This window comes from Providencia sp. PROV109 (assembly GCF_033681625.1).
In the GTDB taxonomy this organism is placed as follows: Bacteria; Pseudomonadota; Gammaproteobacteria; order Enterobacterales; family Enterobacteriaceae; genus Providencia; species Providencia hangzhouensis.
This window is the reverse complement of the sequence record NZ_CP096320.1, coordinates 2,137,601-2,156,222: the sequence shown is the minus strand read 5'-3', so window position 1 is coordinate 2,156,222 and position 18,622 is coordinate 2,137,601. Positions and strand designations below refer to the sequence as shown.

The 18,622-nt window shown below is 38.6% G+C and carries 19 protein-coding genes; 9 read left to right on the top strand and 10 right to left on the bottom strand.

Going from position 1 to position 18,622, the window contains the following annotated elements; genetic code table 11:
- Nucleotides 1–248: 248 nt before the first annotated feature.
- The 3 genes from pspC to pspA all read right to left on the bottom strand — a co-directional run bounded on the left by pspC (nt 249) and on the right by pspA (nt 1,581).
- On the bottom strand, nt 249–605 hold the full coding sequence (gene pspC / locus M1F25_RS09965) for an envelope stress response membrane protein PspC (protein WP_004263899.1): 357 nt from the start codon (nt 603–605) through the stop codon (nt 249–251).
- Nucleotides 605–835 carry an envelope stress response membrane protein PspB gene (pspB, locus tag M1F25_RS09960; protein WP_004263897.1) on the bottom strand — a complete coding sequence of 77 codons (231 nt, stop codon included), beginning with the start codon at nt 833–835 and terminating at the stop codon, nt 605–607. The genes pspC and pspB overlap by 1 nt, the downstream gene beginning before the upstream one ends.
- An 80-nt stretch (nt 836–915) precedes the next feature.
- A complete protein-coding gene (pspA, locus tag M1F25_RS09955) occupies nt 916–1,581 on the bottom strand; it encodes a phage shock protein PspA (RefSeq protein WP_004263893.1) in 666 nt (221 codons plus the stop codon).
- A 278-nt stretch (nt 1,582–1,859) separates the two neighbouring features.
- On the opposite strand from pspA, the gene pspF reads away from it, so the two are divergent.
- The 7 genes from pspF (at nt 1,860) to sapF (ending at nt 9,659) form a co-directional block, all read left to right on the top strand.
- A complete protein-coding gene (pspF, locus tag M1F25_RS09950; protein WP_004263890.1) occupies nt 1,860–2,876 on the top strand; it encodes a phage shock protein operon transcriptional activator in 1,017 nt (338 codons plus the stop codon).
- 488 nt (nt 2,877–3,364) lie between these two features.
- On the top strand, nt 3,365–3,970 hold the full coding sequence (locus tag M1F25_RS09945) for a hypothetical protein (RefSeq protein WP_004263883.1): 606 nt from the start codon (nt 3,365–3,367) through the stop codon (nt 3,968–3,970).
- Nucleotides 3,971–4,335: 365 nt separating this feature from the next.
- On the top strand, nt 4,336–6,021 hold the full coding sequence (sapA, locus tag M1F25_RS09940) for an ABC transporter substrate-binding protein SapA (RefSeq protein ID WP_094961772.1): 1,686 nt from the start codon (nt 4,336–4,338) through the stop codon (nt 6,019–6,021).
- Nucleotides 6,018–6,983 carry a putrescine export ABC transporter permease SapB gene (gene sapB / locus M1F25_RS09935; RefSeq protein ID WP_094961771.1) on the top strand — a complete coding sequence of 322 codons (966 nt, stop codon included), beginning with the start codon at nt 6,018–6,020 and terminating at the stop codon, nt 6,981–6,983. The genes sapA and sapB overlap by 4 nt, the downstream gene beginning before the upstream one ends.
- Nucleotides 6,970–7,860 (top strand): putrescine export ABC transporter permease SapC, encoded by an 891-nt coding sequence (gene sapC / locus M1F25_RS09930; protein WP_094961770.1) that lies wholly within the window; start codon nt 6,970–6,972, stop codon nt 7,858–7,860. The genes sapB and sapC overlap by 14 nt, the downstream gene beginning before the upstream one ends.
- Nucleotides 7,860–8,855 (top strand): putrescine export ABC transporter ATP-binding protein SapD, encoded by a 996-nt coding sequence (gene sapD, locus M1F25_RS09925; protein WP_094961769.1) that lies wholly within the window; start codon nt 7,860–7,862, stop codon nt 8,853–8,855. The genes sapC and sapD overlap by 1 nt, the downstream gene beginning before the upstream one ends.
- Nucleotides 8,856–9,659 (top strand): putrescine export ABC transporter ATP-binding protein SapF, encoded by an 804-nt coding sequence (sapF, locus tag M1F25_RS09920; RefSeq protein WP_004263864.1) that lies wholly within the window; start codon nt 8,856–8,858, stop codon nt 9,657–9,659.
- A gap of 58 nt (nt 9,660–9,717) precedes the next feature.
- Here sapF and M1F25_RS09915 read toward each other — a convergent pair whose 3' ends face one another.
- Nucleotides 9,718–10,584 (bottom strand): DUF817 domain-containing protein, encoded by an 867-nt coding sequence (locus M1F25_RS09915; protein ID WP_094961768.1) that lies wholly within the window; start codon nt 10,582–10,584, stop codon nt 9,718–9,720.
- Between the two features lie 306 nt (nt 10,585–10,890).
- On the opposite strand from M1F25_RS09915, the gene gstA reads away from it, so the two are divergent.
- Entirely contained in the window at nt 10,891–11,496 is a 606-nt protein-coding gene (gstA, locus tag M1F25_RS09910) for a glutathione transferase GstA (protein ID WP_036958678.1), read from the top strand.
- Between the two features lie 115 nt (nt 11,497–11,611).
- On the opposite strand, the gene pdxY is transcribed toward gstA, so the two are convergent.
- From pdxY to anmK, 4 genes are all read right to left on the bottom strand, one after another.
- The gene (gene pdxY / locus M1F25_RS09905) at nt 11,612–12,475 is read right to left on the bottom strand and encodes a pyridoxal kinase PdxY (protein WP_094961767.1); all 864 of its coding nucleotides are present in this window, start codon (nt 12,473–12,475) and stop codon (nt 11,612–11,614) included.
- A 234-nt stretch (nt 12,476–12,709) separates the two neighbouring features.
- A complete protein-coding gene (gene tyrS / locus M1F25_RS09900; RefSeq protein WP_094961766.1) occupies nt 12,710–13,984 on the bottom strand; it encodes a tyrosine--tRNA ligase in 1,275 nt (424 codons plus the stop codon).
- A gap of 161 nt (nt 13,985–14,145) precedes the next feature.
- Complete coding sequence (gene pdxH, locus M1F25_RS09895; RefSeq protein WP_036958675.1) at nt 14,146–14,799, bottom strand: pyridoxamine 5'-phosphate oxidase; 654 nt, start codon at nt 14,797–14,799, stop codon at nt 14,146–14,148.
- A 20-nt stretch (nt 14,800–14,819) separates the two neighbouring features.
- Nucleotides 14,820–15,941: an anhydro-N-acetylmuramic acid kinase gene (anmK, locus tag M1F25_RS09890; protein ID WP_181489632.1), complete on the bottom strand. Its 1,122-nt coding sequence runs from the start codon at nt 15,939–15,941 to the stop codon at nt 14,820–14,822.
- A 530-nt stretch (nt 15,942–16,471) separates the two neighbouring features.
- Here anmK and M1F25_RS09885 point away from each other — a divergent pair.
- Nucleotides 16,472–16,939 (top strand): glycine zipper 2TM domain-containing protein, encoded by a 468-nt coding sequence (locus M1F25_RS09885; RefSeq protein ID WP_036958672.1) that lies wholly within the window; start codon nt 16,472–16,474, stop codon nt 16,937–16,939.
- Nucleotides 16,940–17,375: 436 nt separating this feature from the next.
- Here M1F25_RS09885 and slyA read toward each other — a convergent pair whose 3' ends face one another.
- Both slyA and M1F25_RS09875 read right to left on the bottom strand, forming a co-directional pair.
- Nucleotides 17,376–17,810 carry a transcriptional regulator SlyA gene (slyA, locus tag M1F25_RS09880; RefSeq protein ID WP_094961765.1) on the bottom strand — a complete coding sequence of 145 codons (435 nt, stop codon included), beginning with the start codon at nt 17,808–17,810 and terminating at the stop codon, nt 17,376–17,378.
- 535 nt (nt 17,811–18,345) lie between these two features.
- Nucleotides 18,346–18,585 carry a DUF1289 domain-containing protein gene (locus M1F25_RS09875; protein ID WP_004263835.1) on the bottom strand — a complete coding sequence of 80 codons (240 nt, stop codon included), beginning with the start codon at nt 18,583–18,585 and terminating at the stop codon, nt 18,346–18,348.
- Nucleotides 18,586–18,622: the final 37 nt, after the last annotated feature.

Here is an 18,622-nt window from a genome sequence, read left to right as displayed (position 1 = left end):
TAATTAGTACATTAAGCAACCATTTACTTGTCAATAACTTAATAAGTTTACCTATGAACCCTGCTGGGCCATACGTCATAAGCAACACTGCGGCGAATCGAATACCTTTTCGTAGCAAAAGTTTCTTTGCAAATTTTTTAATTCGATAACGAACGTTGTTTGCCATATTTCACTCACTTTTTTATCAAAAACAAAAGGGATTTGGTTTTGAAACCTAATCCCTTATCATGTGATGGTGATGCGATTTATTATAGATTTCGAAATTTACTGTTCACTGTATAAGTATCTGACGTAACGTATCTTTCAATCTGGCGTAGCTTCATTTCACCTGATTTTAATTGTGTATCGATTTGGTTAATAAGACTACTGACTTCTGGGCCAATATCTTGCTGTGAACGGTAGCCACTTGGTGCCGTTTCTACGACAAAGCACATCACGATATACAAAATCAAAGTAATACCAAAACTGACAAATAGAGCCAATACGGCTAATGCTCTAACCAAAGCAACTGGAAGTTCTAAATACTCAGCAATACCCGAACACACACCACCGAACACACGTCTATCCGTTAAACGATAAAGTTTGCGGTTGCGAAATTGAGTCATTATTTTTGCCTCCAATTTGGGTGTTCTGCATCCAAAATATCTTCAAGTGTTTTAATGCGTTGCTGCATCTGTGATGCTTGTTCTGCTAATTGCATCAAACGTTGTACTTCATTTTCAGTTAGCTGACTCCCCTGCCCACTGTTTTTTTTGCTGTAATGTAACCACAGCCAAATAGGCAGAATAAAAATGAGAAAAATGATTAATACGAGAGACAGAAAAACGTAGCCCATCACATATCCTTATACATATGGTTAACCTATCTATGGCACTGATACGATATTACTAACGTACCAGTGCATCAAAATAACTGTTACTGATCTTTATTGATTTTAGCTTTAAGTGCCGCTAATTGCGCACTTATTTCGTCGTCTGCTTTTAACTCTGCAAACTGTTGATCCAGTGATTTTTGTTTCCCAATACCATAACTTTGGGCTTCACCTTCCATATGGTCTATACGGCGCTCAAACTGTTCAAAACGCGCCATTGCTTCATCCAGTTTGCCGCTATCCAGCTGGCGACGTACATTACGACTAGATTGTGCGGCTTCCATACGAACAACCATTGATTGCTGTTTCGCACGAGTTTCTTGCAGTTTGTTTTCTAATTCAGTGATTTCACCTTTCAAACGAGTCAAGGTTTCATCAACAATAATCAGCTCGTGTTTTAAGGTATCGACCATTGCACTCACTTTTTGCTTTTCAATCAGTGCCGCACGCGCTAAATCTTCTTTATCTTTCACCAGCGCTAATTCTGCTTTTTCTTGCCAATCAGCAACTTGTTTTTCGCCCATCTCAATGCGACGTTCTAAACCTTTCTTTTCTGCTAAAGTACGTGCTGATGTTGACCGGATTTCAACTAACATATCTTCCATTTCTTGAATCATCAGACGGATCATTTTTTGCGGATCTTCTGCTTTGTCTAACAAAGAAGCGATGTTTGCATTAATGATATCGGCAAAACGTGAAAAAATACCCATTGTTTATATCCCCTTGATGGATTTAATCATTCTGTAGCGCCTCGACCTGATTTGGCTTCCAACCCATACCTGACGCTCCGTAAGTCTAACAACAATTCGCATGTTGCTGTATTTAGCTATTGCTATTACATATTTCAAATAGCAATTCGCGTGCCAACTTTTAAATTAATTCATATTGATATGATTTTAAAGAGAATAATTATAAGCTTCCCCTGAAAATCATTTTAGTCTATAGTTCAAATATCGGCATTTTAAACCAACTATTGGTGAAAAAAACCATGAAAGAAACCAATGAACCTATTCTTGGCGTTTCAAGTAACTTTCTCGATGTACTCGAACAAGCCTCTGAACTCGCACAACTCAATAAACCTGTTTTAGTTATCGGTGAACGCGGCACGGGTAAAGAGCTTATCGCAGATAGACTCCATTATCTTTCCCCTCGCTGGCAAGAAGCTTTTATCTCTCTCAATTGCAGCGGACTCAATGAGAATTTGCTGGATTCTGAATTATTTGGACATGAAGCGGGGTCTTTTACGGGAGCCCAAAAACGCCATCAAGGGCGCTTTGAACGAGCTGACAAAGGTTCTCTTTTTCTTGACGAACTCGCGACTGCACCTATGTCAGTTCAAGAGAAACTCCTGCGTGTCATTGAATATGGCGAGCTTGAACGTGTCGGTGGAAGCCAAGCTTTACACGTAGATGTGCGTTTAATCTGTGCCACAAATGCCAATTTACCCGAACTCGCCAAACAAGGTCGTTTTCGAGCCGACCTCTTAGATAGACTGGCTTTTGATGTTATTCGCCTTCCCCCATTACGTGAACGGCAACCTGATATATTATTATTAGCAGAGCATTTTGCTATTTTAATGTGTGGTGAATTAAAACGTTCGCACTTTACAGGTTTTACACGACATGCCCAACAAGCCCTGCAAAACTACCCATGGCCAGGTAATGTACGCGAATTAAAAAATGTCATTGAGCGTTCAATATACCGCCATGGAAACCATGCTGAACCCGTTGATAATATTATTTTCAATCCATTTGGTGAAAAACTTGCTGAGCTGCATGAATCACCAAGCCCCCAACCCATACAGCCTTCCCAACAAGCAAATACCATTTTACCTTCACTACCTTGTGACTTACGTCAGTGGCAACAGCAATCTGAAAAAGCACTATTAGAACAAGCGCTAGCAGATTGTCATTTTAATCAGCGTAAAGCAGCACAACGGTTATCTCTAAGTTATGACCAACTGCGTGGTTTAATTAAAAAACATCAAATAAATATTGAAATTTAATAGTCATTAGTTCAAACAATCCAAATTTATTGTTTGAACTAATGCAATATACTTAGAGATAAAAAGTTTAAATTTGAAAATCGTGGGCTTTATTATTACTAAATGTTTCCAATTTCACATTGCACTTTTAAATATTACTTATCACTTAATTACTAACAGCATCAGTAAAAAACCAAATAAAATAAAAACAATAAATAACAATTAGTTAAAAGATAACTTCATCATAAAAAATTAAGCCAAATTACACTAAAAACCATTTTGACACCCCCAAAAAAAGTGATAATTAGTAATTTCCACTAGCTATTATATAAAAAATATAATTTTCTTTAGCACGTTTAGTTAATTATATATAGATAGATAATTCTATTTTAATATGATTAATGCTGTTTTATTATTTGTATTTACACCTTGTCATATTTAACTACTGTGCGAAATATATTTATATGATATCTCTATTAATATAATTCTTATTATATGAGGAGCCTATTATGAAAAATATAAATGTACTAGCGATCACCTTTTTTCTTCTAGGGTTATCTCCTACGGTTAATGCGCAATCATTGATGAAAACATTTTCTTACTGTGATGCCGCTTTCTTCAAGAAAATAAAAGATGACCCTGTTTTAAACGATATTTCTAATGCATTGAAAAATAACCAATTAGGGACCAATGAACACGTTTCTGTTAATCTCAATTTTTCACCAACCGGTATTGTGACTTTTAACCGTTTTTTTGTTAGTCATAGTAATTTTGATAAATATGATGGCTTCGCCTATTTAGGCTTGCGTGGTCAATACTATTTTTGGGGATTTGAAACAACACAAAGCCTTGAAGAGGTTGTCCGCTATACGTCATCAAGAATTGCGATTATAAAGGTAGGAAATACTTATATCTACTCACCGATGATCCGCCATAATTTGCAAAGTAAATGGGTATTTAACGAACACGCAACGCAAGATTACAACTTGGAACCAAATGCTGCTGAAAAAATGCTGATTATTGAAAAAGATGAGCAAAGAGGTGTTGTTCGTTTCTTATGTACCCTTCAAGGCAACGTAACCGATGAAGACTTACACTATGTGGGTTTAAAATAATAGCTAGAAATTAAGCTAAACAAGCTCATCTATTTCTCCATAAAAAAAAGCCAGCACCCAAGCTGGCTATCAAATAAAACACTGGAAGCAATGTGAGCAATGTCATGCCTTGTCTACATAAGCACTCGGCTTAAGTGACAAAACGAATGATAATCGTTATCAGTGTCATTTGTAAAGCTTTTTAATGAGATTTTTTCTCATTAAGACATACTTCAATGATTAATATAATAATTTAAGTTGATTATTATATTAACATCATCCATTTTAGCTTAATTTTCATACGTTATGAGGCTAAATTTTGCTTATACCCTGTATCCCCATTTTTACGCTACAATAGGTCAATTCTCGTTAACGATGTCAGTGGTATGCGCCTATTAACTGTTTGGTTTTTATTTATCATTTCTGTGTCTGCACAAGCGCTTAATAACCAAGAGCGCTTTACCGATATTGTGGCTAACGAGGTCCCTGCAGATATACGCCAAAAAGGCTTTATTTACTGTGTAAATGGGGTCGTTACCACGTTTAACCCACAATTAGTTAGTAGTGGGCTAATTGTCGACCCTCTCGGTGCTCAAATTTATGATCGGCTATTAGATGTTGATCCGTTCACTTATCGCTTGGTTCCTGAACTGGCTGCTAGATGGGAAGTTTTAGATAACGGTGCAACTTACCGTTTATACTTGCGTAAAGATGTAAAATTCCAAAATACAACTTGGTTTACACCTACACGCAATATGAATGCTGATGATGTTGTGTTCAGCTTTTCCCGCATGTTTGAGGTGAATCACCCCTATCACTACATCAATGGGGGGCATTACCCTTATTTTGATAGCTTACAGTTCGCCAACAGCGTGCAAAGCATACGTAAAATTAATAACCATACAGTGGAGTTTCGTTTGAACTCTCCTGATGCGTCTTTTTTATGGCATTTGGCGACACATTATGCTCCTATTCTTTCATCCGAATATGCCGATTTCCTTTCAAGCATAAATCGCCAAGAGCTGATCGATTGGCGACCAATTGGTACGGGGCCATTTCATTTAGATGACTACCAAGCAGGGCAATTCGTTAGACTTCTTAGAAATGACAATTATTGGAAGGGCTTGCCTCGTATGGAAGAAGTGGTTGTTGACATGGGAGCAGGTGGAACTGGCCGTATTTCAAAATTACTCACTGGGGAATGTGACGTTTTAGCTTACCCTGCCGCAAGCCAGTTAAAGGTATTACGCGATGACCCGCGTTTACGAATTTCTATGCGTTCTGGGATGAATATTGCCTACCTCGCATTTAACACCAGCAAGCCACCATTAGATAAGCTAAAAGTACGTCAAGCAATTGCGTATGCAATTAATAATGAACGTCTAATGCAATCAATTTATTACGGCACGGCAGAAACAGCCGCATCTATTTTACCAAGAGCATCATGGGCTTATGACAATCAAGCAAAGATCACCGATTATAATCCCGAACTTTCTAAGCAAATGCTCAAAGAGATGGGATTAGAAAATCTAAAACTAGATTTATGGGTACCAATCGCCTCCCAATCATATAACCCAAGCCCACTTAAGATGGCAGAGCTTATCCAAGCTGATTTAGCGCAGGTCGGTATTGTGATGAATATCCGTTCTGTCGAAGGCCGTTTCCAAGAAAACCAATTAATGGATAGAAGCCATGATATGACATTAGCGGGTTGGACAACTGACAGTAATGACCCAGACAGTTTTTTCCGTCCGCTACTGAGTTGTGCAGCAATTGGTTCCCAAACCAATTTAAGCCATTGGTGTAACCCTGCCTTTGATGAAATCTTACATAAGGCACTATTGACACAGCAATTAGCCGCACGTATAGATTATTACCACCAAGCACAGCAAATTTTAGGGGAAGATTTACCCGTCTTACCCCTCGCCTATTCTTTACGTTTACAGGCCTACCGCTATGATATAAAAGGCCTAATGATCAGTGCGTTTGGTAATACCTCATTTGCTGGCGTGTATCGTGAAATGGAGCAGCCTGAAAAAGTTTCTCCGAAAAAACAGAGGCAGAAACCATGATTATTTATTCACTGCGTCGTTTTTTACTTTTATTAGTCACGGTGTTCTTCTTATCGCTAGTCAGCTTTAGTTTAAGCTATTTTACGCCTAATGCACCTCTGAGCGGCGCATCACTTATCGATGCCTATATTTTTTATTTTGAAGGCTTACTCCATTTTGATTTTGGTGTTTCAAGTATCAACGGGGAACCCATAACCGAACAATTAAGGGACACATTCCCTGCAACCATGGAGTTATGCATTTTAGCGTTTATTTTTGCTTTAACGACAGGTATACCACTCGGCATCATTGCTGCATTTTGGCGTAACAAGCCTGCAGATATTGCTATCAGTGTCTTTGCTTTATTAGGATTTTCTGTCCCTGTATTTGTACTTGCACTGGTTTTAACTCTCTTTTTCTCATTACATCTAGGATGGCTTCCTGTATCTGGCCGAATTGACCTATTATATAATTTAAAAACGGTGACTGGCTTTGCCTTGGTTGATGCATGGCTTTCTGACTCCCCCTATCGTAAAGATATGATTATCAATGTACTTGAGCACATGGTGTTACCTGTCCTCACTTTAGCACTCGCACCAACAACCGAGGTTATTCGGTTAGTACGTAATAGCACCGAAGAAATCGCCAGTGAAAATTATATCAAAGCAGCCGCTATTCGAGGGCTTTCACGGATTAAAATCATTCGCCGCCATATTTTTCATAATGCTATTCCACCGATTATTCCTAAGCTTGGCTTACAGTTTTCTACGATGTTAACACTGACCATGGTCACTGAACTCGTTTTTAACTGGCCGGGGCTTGGTCGTTGGTTGGTTACAGCAATCCGCCAAGAAGACTACTCTGCGATTTCTGCTGGGGTGATGCTAATTGGTGCGCTCGTGATTACTGTAAATGTGCTGTCTGATATTTTAGGTGCCATGATGGACCCATTAAAACATAAGGATTGGTATGTCCTCAGATAATTTTTATCGTGAACAAAAAATGCCATCCCCAACTCGAGTGGTATGGAATATCTTCTCATCAGATGTGACCTCTATGGTGGGGTTTGTTGGTGTGTTGGTTTTATTAATTTTATGTTTTGTTGGCTCTTATCTAGCACCTTATGCACTAGATCAACAGTTTCTAGGTTACCAATTAACGCCGCCGTCTTGGTCTCATTATGGCGAAGTGGCATTCTTCTTTGGTACAGACGATCTGGGCCGTGATATTCTAAGTCGGCTATTGATTGGTACTAAATCGACATTTGGTGCCGCTATTTTAGTCACACTGATTGCGACACTTATTGGATTAGTTCTCGGCTGCTTAGCTGGGATGACTCGCGGGTTAAAATCTGCAATTTTTAACCATATACTCGATACGTTACTGTCAATTCCTTCCTTATTACTGGCAATTATTGTTGTCGCCTTTATGGGCGCTAGCCTACAAAATGCAATGCTAGCTATTTGCCTTGCATTAATTCCACGAATGGTAAGAACTATCTATGTCGCTGTACATGATGAGTTAGATAAAGAATACATCGTTGCCGCACGCCTTGATGGCGCTTCAAACATTTTTATTTTATGGTATACCGTACTTCCTAACATTACCCCTATTCTCGTCACTGAACTGACTCGAGCACTTTCTATCGCTATTTTAGATATTGCTGCTTTAGGTTTTCTTGATTTAGGTGCACAACTTCCCTCTTCTGAATGGGGTGCTATGCTAGGTGATACTTTAGAGCTTATCTATGTGGCTCCTTGGACGGTTATCTTGCCAGGTGCTGCCATCATGATAAGCGTGCTTTTTGTTAACCTTTTAGGTGACGGGTTACATCGTGCCATCAACGCGGGGGTTGAATAATGCCACTTCTAGACATCCGCAATTTAACTATCGAATTTATGACTGCAAATGGCCCCGTCAAAGCGGTTGACCGCGTTTCAATGACGCTATCTGAGGGGGAAATAAGAGGTTTAGTTGGCGAGTCAGGTTCTGGAAAAAGCCTTATTGCAAAAGCTATCTGTGGCGTGACTAAAGATAATATTCGGGTAAAAGCTGACCGTTTTCGCTTTCAAGACATTGACTTACTAAAACTCAGCCCACGTAAACGCCGCAAACTAATTGGTCATAATATCTCGATGATATTTCAAGAGCCACAATCTTGTCTCGACCCAGCTGCTGATATTGGTAAACAGCTTATCCAAGCTATCCCAGGGTGGACTTATAAAGGCCGCTGGTGGCAACGTTTTAATTGGCGTAAACGTCGTGCTATAGAGCTATTGCACCGTGTAGGGATAAAAGATCATAAAGATATCATGCGCAGTTATCCTTATGAATTAACCGATGGTGAATGTCAAAAAGTCATGATAGCGATTGCCATCGCTAACCAACCCCGGTTATTAATCGCTGATGAACCCACCAATGCGATGGAGTCAACTACTCAGGCTCAAATTTTCCGTTTATTGGATAAATTAAACCAAAACAATAATATGGGAATTTTACTCATTAGCCATGATATGGAAATGATGTCGAAACTTGTTGATCGCATCAATGTACTCTATTGCGGGCAAACAGTGGAAAGCGCAACTCCTGAGGATATTCTACAACGGCCACGCCACCCCTATACTCAAGCACTAATCCGCTCAATCCCTGATTTTGAAAGCCCTCTTCCCCATAAAGGGCGGTTAAATACGCTACCTGGTGCAATTCCTTCACTTGAACATTTGCCCATTGGTTGTCGCCTTGGACCTCGTTGCCCCTATGCACAACGAACTTGCATCAACGCGCCACAATTACGCAATATTAAAGGCCATCTCGTTGCTTGCCATTACCCGCTAAACACCGAGGAACAACCCTAAATGGAAACCTTACTTGAAGTCCGTAATCTCACAAAAACTTTCCGTTTTCGTGAAGGGTTATTTCATCGACACGAATTACAAGCCGTCAAACCCGTTAGCTTTAACTTACAGGCAGGCCAAACATTAGCTATTATTGGCGCCAATGGCTCAGGAAAATCAACCCTTGCGCGAATGTTATCAGGCGTTGTAGAACCCACCAGTGGCGATATTTTCATTCGTGGACAACGCCTGAATTTTGGCGATTATAGCTACCGTTGCCAGCGTATTCGCATGATTTTCCAAGATCCAAGTACATCCCTAAACCCAAGGCAGCGTATTGGTCAAACGCTTGAGCTCCCTTTAAAATTAAACACTGACTTAACTGGAATAGAACGTGAAAGGCGTATTATTCAAACGCTTCGCCAAGTCGGGTTACTCGCCGACCACGCTGAATATTATCCACACATGTTAGCATCTGGACAAAAACAACGTATTGCATTGGCAAGAGCACTTATTCTACAACCCGAAATTATTATTGCTGATGAAGCGTTAGCTTCGTTAGACATGTCCATGCGCTCGCAAATCATCAACTTAATGTTAGATTTACAAGCAAAACAAGATATTGCATTTATCTATGTTACCCAGCACTTGGGGATGATGAAACACGTCAGCGATAAAATGCTTGTCATGGATAAAGGCGAAGTTGTTGAGCGTGGTAATACCGCAGAGGTTTTAGCTGCCCCTCTTCACGACGTTACTCGCCGGTTAATTGAAAGTCACTTTGGTGAACCCCTGTCGATTGATGCTTGGCGACAAGACTTGTAACTGTTATTCAGTTGTCTGTGGGTAAACACCTTCACAGGCAACAAATTAAACATCTTATTTAACGTGCTATCGTCACATTGGCTTTAATATGTTTAAGGTGAACGACTATCGTAAATGTGACAATCACCAACAGTGACCATGCTCCCCACTTACCTGCATGTACCATTGACCAAGCACCAATTTGGTTTGGATACTGCCAAACACCAAAAAATGTCCCAAAATTCTCAGCTAGCCAAATAAAAAAACCAATTAGCATAAATGCAAGTAATAATGGCATTTTTCGCTCTTTATCTAGTGGAGTGTAAAAAACCATACTGCGCGCATACAACCCCATAATAAACGTCGCTAAATACCAACGATAATCATCAATATAATGGTGGCTAAAAAAATTAATATAAATAGCCAGTGCGACTAGTGTCGCCATCCAATAAGGTGGATAGTGTTCAATTCTTACTTTAAAAAATCGCCAAGATTGAATGATATAGCTCCCTACGGCGGCATACATAAAACCAGTAAATAGAGGAACTCCCCAAAGCTTCGTATAGGCCTCATCGGGATATTGCCAAGAACCTATCGTTGCTGAAGTTTTAAATAGCTCCATCATAAAACCGACTAAATGGAAAACACAAATAGCCTTTAATTCATCCCAAGTTTCTAACTTTGACCACACTAACAAAGCTTGAAAAGCAACGGCAAAAATTAGTAACAGGTCATAGCGAGGGATACCTATTAATCCTTTAGCTGGGACTAAGAATAGTGCCAAAAAGAAAAAACCAGCGAATAAACAAGAACGAGCATTAATTAAACCGAAAAACCAAAACTCTAATAGAAAGCGTTTAATTCCATGGCTATTATTCGGCTGGTGAGCCATTAAAATTTGGTCTAACTTTCCTAAAAAATTCAATTTCTGACACAAACTGGTCATCTATTCACTCACCTATTCTTTTATTATTCGGTTTGTTTTCTTTCCGAAGATTAGGCGAGGAGTTTAGCAAAATCGAATTACTCTACATAAGGTAACTATCTTAAATTTATGCATTTTTATTATTTATAGCTTTAATCACTAGATTTACACTACCTATTAATATTGACGATACTTTCCATCCAATTATGGGTTTTATTGTTTAACTCGCACCTGATGGCAATTCGTTAATAGAAAGTAATGATATACTTAAGCAATATGTGTTTATTTGCTATATGAATGCCAACTCAACAATTTAGGAGTTTTATGATGAAATTATATTACGCTCCCGGTGCTTGCTCACTTTCTCCTCACATCATTCTGCGTGAAACAGGTTTAGATTTCAGTATTGAACGAGTAAATATAAAAGAGAAAAAAACTGAGAAAGGTGAAGACTTTTTAGCAATAAACCCAAAAGGACAAGTACCCACTTTAGTGTTAGATAATGGCGAACAACTCACAGAAGGTGCTGTAATTGTCCAATATATTGCGGACCAAAAACCGGATCGTAACCTAATCGCACTTCCTGGTTCTATGAAACGTTATCACCAATTAGAAGCTTTAAACTTTATTTCGACAGAACTACATAAAAATTTCTCACCTTTATTCACTCCAGGAACACCAGAAGAGTATAAAGATACTGTCCGTAATGTATTGTTTAATAAGTTTGCGTATGTTGATAACGTGCTCGCTAAACAGGCTTTCTTTGCTGGAGATACTTTTAGTGTCGCAGATGCCTATTTATTCACTGTGAGTAATTGGGCAAAACACGTTGGGCTCGATTTAACTAGCCTGACCCACCTGCAAGATTACAGTGCTAAAATAGCTAAACGCCCTAATGTTCAAGATGCATTAAAAGCGGAAGGACTAATCTAATCTGTAAAATAGCACGCTTTCAGTAGTGCGCTGTAAGGTTGTTGATAAAGCGGGAAAAAACATAGTTTTTCCCGCTTTATGTTATCAACTAAAATTTTATCAGCTGAAAAGCAGCTTAATCTAATTGTGTTGCACAGAAGTTATGTTCTGGGTTAACCATTTTGTCTTGAGCAGCGACGAGTTGTAATTCGTACTCCCCCATCTCTTTGGTTTTTATCATCACTTCATATACTGCAGCAGCAACGTGCTCTAATCCCTTATCTAAGCGCTCACCTTTCAATAAGTTAACCAACATTAAACCACTGGTCAAGTCACCGACACCTACAGGTTGTTTTTCACCAAAGTCAACAAGAGGACGGCTAACATGCCAACTGTGCTCTGCTGTTACAAGGATCATTTCAAAACGATCTGCGCGATACCCTGCTCGGCTTAAATGTTTAACAAGAACGATTTTAGGGCCTTTGTGACACAATTCACGTGCAGCTTGGGTAGCTTCTTCAACATTTTTAATTGTTCTACCCGTTAATGTTTCTAATTCTAATAAATTTGGTGCGATAACATCACTCGCGGCCAATGCACGCTCACAAAGGAATTCAGCAACTCCCGGAGCAACAATACAGCCTTTCTCCGGATGCCCCATTACTGGATCACAAAAATAGAGGGCTTGCGGATTAGCTACTTTGACCCTTTCCACGATAGCAAGAATATCATTTCCTTGCTCAGCTGAACCGATATAACCGCTTAATACAGCATCACAAATTTCTAATTTATGGATTTTAGCTAAACCATCAATGATGTCGGTTAAGTGTTGTGCGGAAAAAACACTTCCGGTCCATTGTGAATACTGTGTATGATTCGAAAACTGTACGGTATTGAGTGGCCACACATCTACGCCCATTCGGCACATAGGAAATGCGGCAGCACTGTTTCCTGCATGGCCGAAAACAACATGGGATTGAATTGATAATACGCTTTTCATTGAAAACCCAAAGAATTGTTATGTCGAATGAAGAGAAATCAGTGATTATCCGTTGCTAATATGGATATACTCCAAATAATTCTAATTACATGTAAGCGGCTTGAGAAAATAGCTCGAATTATATACATCGATATATAATTCGAAGAGCATAGCACAATTAACACTCATGCAACTTGAAGTATGACGAGTATAGCCCGGAAAATTCCGGGCTGATATTACAAAGGTTAGTCAGAGCTATTTCCAATTAATTAAACAGTCGTTTTTCTTACCACGACGGATCAAGGTATAACGACCAAACAGGCGATCTGCGTCAGAGAACACATACATTGGCTCTGTTTGTTTTTGGCCATTAATTGATACCGCGTTAGAACTAATTGCCGTTCTTGCTTGCCCACGAGAAGGCACTAACTCTGAATCAACTAAAGCTTGCTGTAAATCCGCACCTGCTTCCAAAGTGATACAAGGCATGCCATCTTGAGCCAATTGCTCAAAATCAGCTTCAGTTAAATCAGATACTGCACCAGAGAATAAGCTTTCTGTAATACGTTTCGCTGCTGCTAACCCTTCTTCGCCATGTACCAGTTTAGTGACTAACTCCGCTAATACATATTGAGCTCGAGGTGCCTTTCCACTGTTTTTATCTTCTTCTTCTAGCGCATTGATTTCATCTAGTTCCATGAATGTGAAGAATTTTAAGAAGCGATAAACATCCGCATCTGCAGTGTTGATCCAGAACTGATAGAATTTATACTGGCTGGTTTTCTTGGAGTCTAACCAAACTGCACCACCTTCAGTTTTACCGAATTTAGTGCCATCTGCTTTAGTAATCAGAGGAACCGTCATACCAAATACTTGGTTTTGGTGTAAGCGACGTGTTAAATCGATACCGGAAGTAATGTTACCCCATTGGTCTGAGCCACCAATTTGCAGCTCTACACCCATCTCTTTGTTCATATTTGCGAAGTCATAACCTTGTAAAAGGTTATAAGCAAACTCAGTAAAAGAGATACCAACGTCATCACGATTTAAACGTTGCTTAACAGACTCACGGTTAATCATTTGGTTAACCGAAAAATGTTTACCAATATCGCGCAAGAAAGTCAGCACATCCATTTTGCCAAACCAATCATAGTTATTAGCAAGGCGTGCACTGTTATCACCACAATCAAAGCTTAAAAACGGTGAAACTTGGTTACGGATTTTTTCTACCCACTCTTGAACGGTTTCTGTGGTGTTTAATTTACGCTCAGTAGCTTTAAAGCTCGGGTCGCCAATAAGGCCCGTTGCACCACCGACCAACGCCACAGGCTTGTGCCCGGCTAGTTGGAATCGTTTTAAACACAGCAAAGGAACCAGATGTCCCAAATGCAAGCTATCAGCGGTAGGATCGAAGCCACAATAGAGAGAGATAGGGCCCTGCGCCAGTCTCTCTGCTAACGCATCCTCATCCGTTACCTGGGCAACGAGGCCCCGCTCTTGCAATTGTTTAATCAGGTTATTGCTAGACATCAATGACTCCATCAGTTGTATTTTGTCTATCTATTTTGGTTTGAATGACCAGTAAGTTTGAGAGGCTTATCAAAAACTCACCAGTGTAATTTGTCAATTTACTTAAATGAGGCTATAGCATAAAGCGCATATCAATTAAGTGCCAGCTAAAAAACATGATCCTAAGGGGCTAATCTATCAATTTTCCAGCCATCACCTTCTCGCTGGTATAAAAAACGGTCGTGCAAACGGTGTGCACCGCCTTGCCAAAATTCAACACTATTAAATACCACTCGATATCCCCCCCAAAAACTAGGCAATGGGACGTCACCGTTCTTAAATTTTTGTTTTAGTTCTAAAAATTTCCCTTCTAAAATACCACGCGCTGAAATTTTAGAAGACTGTGCTGATGCCCATGCTGCAATTTGGCTATCTTTCGGCCTACTATGAAAATATTTTACAACTTCAATAGGGTTCAAACGCTCAGCAACCCCAGTGAAATTGACTTGGCGCTCTAATGGGTACCATGGGAAATGTAGACTAATTTTATTATTTTTTTCTAAATGCTGTGCTTTTCGGCTACCTAAATTGGTATAAAATACAAGGCCTTTATCATCAAAATGTTTTAAAAGTACAATACGCTGGTAGGGTTGCCCGGTTTCATCCACAGTAGCAACACACATTGCTGTTGGGTCACTCAAGCGAGCTTCACACGCCTGCTTCATCCAGAGTTCGAAAAGCGTCAGTGGGTTTGGCGTTAAGTCATTACGTCTTAACCCACCTTTTGTGTATTCACGACGTACCGATGCAAGATCTATTTCACCTAGCTCGTTCATTTTTATGTCCTTTACCACAGTTATTTTTTATCGGTATTTTTAGGGTATATTGCCCCAAGCACAGTCTCTTTACTTGCCCCAGTAACAGAGGCTAAATTTCCAGGAAGACCAGATACCGTTCTAGCAGCTAGCCATGCAAAAGCCAAGGCTTCCATGTCATCACCACTTAAACCAAATTTATCACTTGGTGCCACTTCAATTCCCGGAAGCAAGGCTGCCATCCGTTGCATTAGAAAAGTATTCTTTGCCCCTCCACCACATACTATTAAGCGCTCACAACCGCCACACAGTAATACTTGTTCTGCGATAGAAGCTGCGGTTAATTCGCACAGAGTGGCTTGAACATCGTCAGCTGAAATTGATGGAAAATGAACTAAATGCTGCTCTAACCATTGTGTGTTGAAATACTCACGCCCCGTACTTTTCGGTGATGAACGTCTAAAGTATGGGTCACTTAGCATCGCTTTTAGTAATGCATGATCAACTTGACCTCGACTTGCCCATTCACCGTCTTTATCATATGCCTGTTGCTTTATACGCCAGCTCCACGTATCCATTAACATATTTCCCGGCCCTGTGTCATAACCCTTAACATAGGCACCAGGTAATAAAGCTGTGACATTAGCTATTCCACCAATATTTAGTACAATTCGTTTTTCTGTAGGGTGACCTAAAACAGTTAAGTGAAATGCAGGAACTAAAGGTGCTCCCTGTCCCCCATAAGCCATATCTCTTCGGCGAAAATCACCTACCGTCGCGATCCCTGTTAAAGCGGCAATACGGTTGTTGTCGCCTAACTGCATAGTAAAAGGCTGTTCGCCATCGGGCTCATGCCAAACAGTTTGACCATGGCAACCGATAGCAATGATATCTTCAGATGTTAAACCAGTTTGAATAAGAAGTTGGTTTACCGCATCTGCATATAAAGAGCCTAACTCTCGATCAATTTTACCAACCTCTGATAGCGTTGTTGTTTGCCCTTGGCATACATCTAAAATTCTTTTTTTTAATTCAATGGGAAATGCAACACTCAAACTGGATTGCTCTGCGACAAATTTGTCACTAATTGCGGCAAGAACGACATCAACACCATCTAGGCTAGTTCCTGACATAACCCCTATGTAACGACCTGATTTCATCATTATTCTTGTTCCTTCAGAGTGCACATTAACTTTACAACGCTCAGCTACAAAAGATTGTGCTTTGATGACAAATTTTGTCAACAATTCGATGCAATTTCTCGGAGCGCTTCGCAGGAATAATAAATAAATGCTCTAAAACTAAAAATTGCTAGACAACCCAACTAAAAAGACGTTTTGTAATATCTGAAACTTTCATTTTCAATATAATGATACATAATACATTTATCAGCTTAGCAATACTGTTTAGTATTTCAGCTAAAGTTTTAACGACTATTCTTTTAGCAACTGGTGCGAAATGATGCTCATAAGCTGACTACCCTATATGAATATTTAACAAAGAGTGCCTTATTGAATGAAATCATCTCGAATTTGAGATATTTTACCTAGTGTTTACACTCTATTTAAATCAAAATCGGTAATCTAACCATCGCTTTTTAATATCATTATTTTGATACTTGTTGTGTTTATGGTGAAAACAAATATACGATGCTATGTTAGTGCCACAGACAGCAAATCTCATAGGAGTTCTTATGCTTAAGAAAGTTTTTGTAGGTGTTGTAGCAGTTGCAGCTTTATCAGGCTGTGTCAATACCAGTACGCTTTCTGGTGATACTATTTCAGCCAAGGATGCGAAACAGGTACAGACTGTGACTTATGGTACTGTTCTGAATGCTCGCCCTGTGACTATTCAAGCTGGTGAAGACGGTAACGTGATTGGTGCAATTGGTGGTGCTGTTCTTGGTGGGTTATTAGGTAACACCATCGGTGGTGGTACAGGTAACACATTAGCAACTGCCGCAGGTGCTATTGCAGGTGGTTTAGCTGGTCAGGAAGCTCAAGGCGCATTAAATAGAAGCCAAGGTGTTCAATTAGAAATCCGCCTCGATAGCGGTAAAAACATTGTTGTTGTTCAAAAACAAGACCCAAGCACCTTCCGTAATGGCCAACGTGTTATGATTGCGAATAGCGGAAATACTGTTACTGTGTCTCCTCGGTAATCATACAGTACTAAATTAGGCATGCTCACCGGCCATGGCCGGTGAGCATTACTTACAAATAGTATTGCTGAATGATATCGTTACTTTATGGTAGATAATCATATTTTTTATTTATTGTGCATGGCTTTTGAATAACACAATTTCTTGTTTACATATAAATGCCTTGCATTCAAATCAATAAATTTATTTTAGCCTATCTCCTTTAATAAAGTATTTATTAGTATCTACCGATAAATTAGCTAGCTAACAATTAAAAATGAAGGTATCACAGCGAAAAAATAATTAATAGCCTTAACTATATTTCATAATAATAATGATTTAATGAAAATTATAACCAAGTGTAATTACTATTTCATTAAAAAATCATATACTAAATTATTTTAAACACAAATTTAATAATTAATATGTCATTCATTAGCTAGGCATATTTTTTACATCAAGAGTCATTTTGTAGCCTCAAGATATTTTTTTCAAGTTTCATAAGTAACTGTGATAGTTGGTAAAGCTCATCTTTACTAATGTTGTTCAGTATTTCTATACGCGTATTATTTATGACTTGGTCTACCGTTTTAATAAAGGGTTCAGACTCTTCCGTTAATTTTATTCTTTTAGCTCTCCTATCATTTGTACAAGTATGTCTAGAAATCAATTTTTTTTCCTCTAATTGATCTAGAGTCCTTACTAATGAAGGCTGTTCAATACCAATCGCTTTCGCTAACTGTATTTGAGATTGCTCAGGTGGTAGTTGACTTATATTATGCAATGTAACCCAATGTGTCTGTGTAAGCTTAAGAGGCTTCAAACGATAGTCGATTAATGCTCTCCACATGCGAACAACACGTGATAACTCTGTCCCAATTTGTGATTCCAATTTACCCTCCTTTATATAATTATAATGTCTAAAAAATATACCGTCCTCATATTATTTTTTGAATTATATATTAATTTCCTTTTATATTTACAGCTTTTTATTTATACATTAGCTATTAAATACCTATTCCTAGTTATAGTAGCTGTTTTATTATGCGATATATCTCTAATTAATACATCACTGATTCATCCATTATCTCAATCTAGGATTAATCAGATAACCTATCAATTATCTTATTAATAAGAATAGCCGCACTCTCCTTTTTGATCTATCTATTTTAGCTCTTATAGTAGCCATGAATAACAATAAAAAAAGTAACGCCAAATAATTCTTTAAAAAACAAATAAATATAGTTAATCTTAAAATCATGTTAATTACAGTCATTTTGATTCAACCTATACCTATTTTGAATAAATAAAATTTTATTGAAATATAAACCAAGAAATAAATATTTTGCTAATAATTCAACCTGAATTAGTTTACATTAGAAATAAAACATTTGATTTATTTTTATGATTATATTTAAAACTGTGAACTAAAATAGTTGTTGTTGTGTATCTATGATTTTTTCTTGTTCTGTTTTTTTATTTAATATTCTTAAATAACGTTGACGACATAAACGAAGTACATTTCGTTTTTCAGTATCAGAGAATTTTAGCCAATTAAAACGCTCATCACGAGTGCGATAGCAACCTCGACAATAGCCTTGTTCATTACTTTGGCAAATACCACGGCAAGGGCTGGGGATCTCAAAAAATTCAAGTTGTTCCGCCATAAGTTTCCCCTTCAAAAGAAAAAATCACTGATAAATG

Bases quoted from the DNA above. Each gene is read 5' to 3' on its own strand.
- pspC (WP_004263899.1), bottom strand. From the start codon at position 605: ATGACTCAATTTCGCAACCGCAAACTTTATCGTTTAACGGATAGACGT.
- pspB (WP_004263897.1), bottom strand. From the start codon at position 835: ATGGGCTACGTTTTTCTGTCTCTCGTATTAATCATTTTTCTCATTTTT.
- pspA (WP_004263893.1), bottom strand. From the start codon at position 1,581: ATGGGTATTTTTTCACGTTTTGCCGATATCATTAATGCAAACATCGCT.
- pspF (WP_004263890.1), top strand. From the start codon at position 1,860: ATGAAAGAAACCAATGAACCTATTCTTGGCGTTTCAAGTAACTTTCTC.
- M1F25_RS09945 (WP_004263883.1), top strand. From the start codon at position 3,365: ATGAAAAATATAAATGTACTAGCGATCACCTTTTTTCTTCTAGGGTTA.
- sapA (WP_094961772.1), top strand. From the start codon at position 4,336: ATGCGCCTATTAACTGTTTGGTTTTTATTTATCATTTCTGTGTCTGCA.
- sapB (WP_094961771.1), top strand. From the start codon at position 6,018: ATGATTATTTATTCACTGCGTCGTTTTTTACTTTTATTAGTCACGGTG.
- sapC (WP_094961770.1), top strand. From the start codon at position 6,970: ATGTCCTCAGATAATTTTTATCGTGAACAAAAAATGCCATCCCCAACT.
- sapD (WP_094961769.1), top strand. From the start codon at position 7,860: ATGCCACTTCTAGACATCCGCAATTTAACTATCGAATTTATGACTGCA.
- sapF (WP_004263864.1), top strand. From the start codon at position 8,856: ATGGAAACCTTACTTGAAGTCCGTAATCTCACAAAAACTTTCCGTTTT.
- M1F25_RS09915 (WP_094961768.1), bottom strand. From the start codon at position 10,584: ATGACCAGTTTGTGTCAGAAATTGAATTTTTTAGGAAAGTTAGACCAA.
- gstA (WP_036958678.1), top strand. From the start codon at position 10,891: ATGAAATTATATTACGCTCCCGGTGCTTGCTCACTTTCTCCTCACATC.
- pdxY (WP_094961767.1), bottom strand. From the start codon at position 12,475: ATGAAAAGCGTATTATCAATTCAATCCCATGTTGTTTTCGGCCATGCA.
- tyrS (WP_094961766.1), bottom strand. From the start codon at position 13,984: ATGTCTAGCAATAACCTGATTAAACAATTGCAAGAGCGGGGCCTCGTT.
- pdxH (WP_036958675.1), bottom strand. From the start codon at position 14,799: ATGAACGAGCTAGGTGAAATAGATCTTGCATCGGTACGTCGTGAATAC.
- anmK (WP_181489632.1), bottom strand. From the start codon at position 15,941: ATGATGAAATCAGGTCGTTACATAGGGGTTATGTCAGGAACTAGCCTA.
- M1F25_RS09885 (WP_036958672.1), top strand. From the start codon at position 16,472: ATGCTTAAGAAAGTTTTTGTAGGTGTTGTAGCAGTTGCAGCTTTATCA.
- M1F25_RS09875 (WP_004263835.1), bottom strand. From the start codon at position 18,585: ATGGCGGAACAACTTGAATTTTTTGAGATCCCCAGCCCTTGCCGTGGT.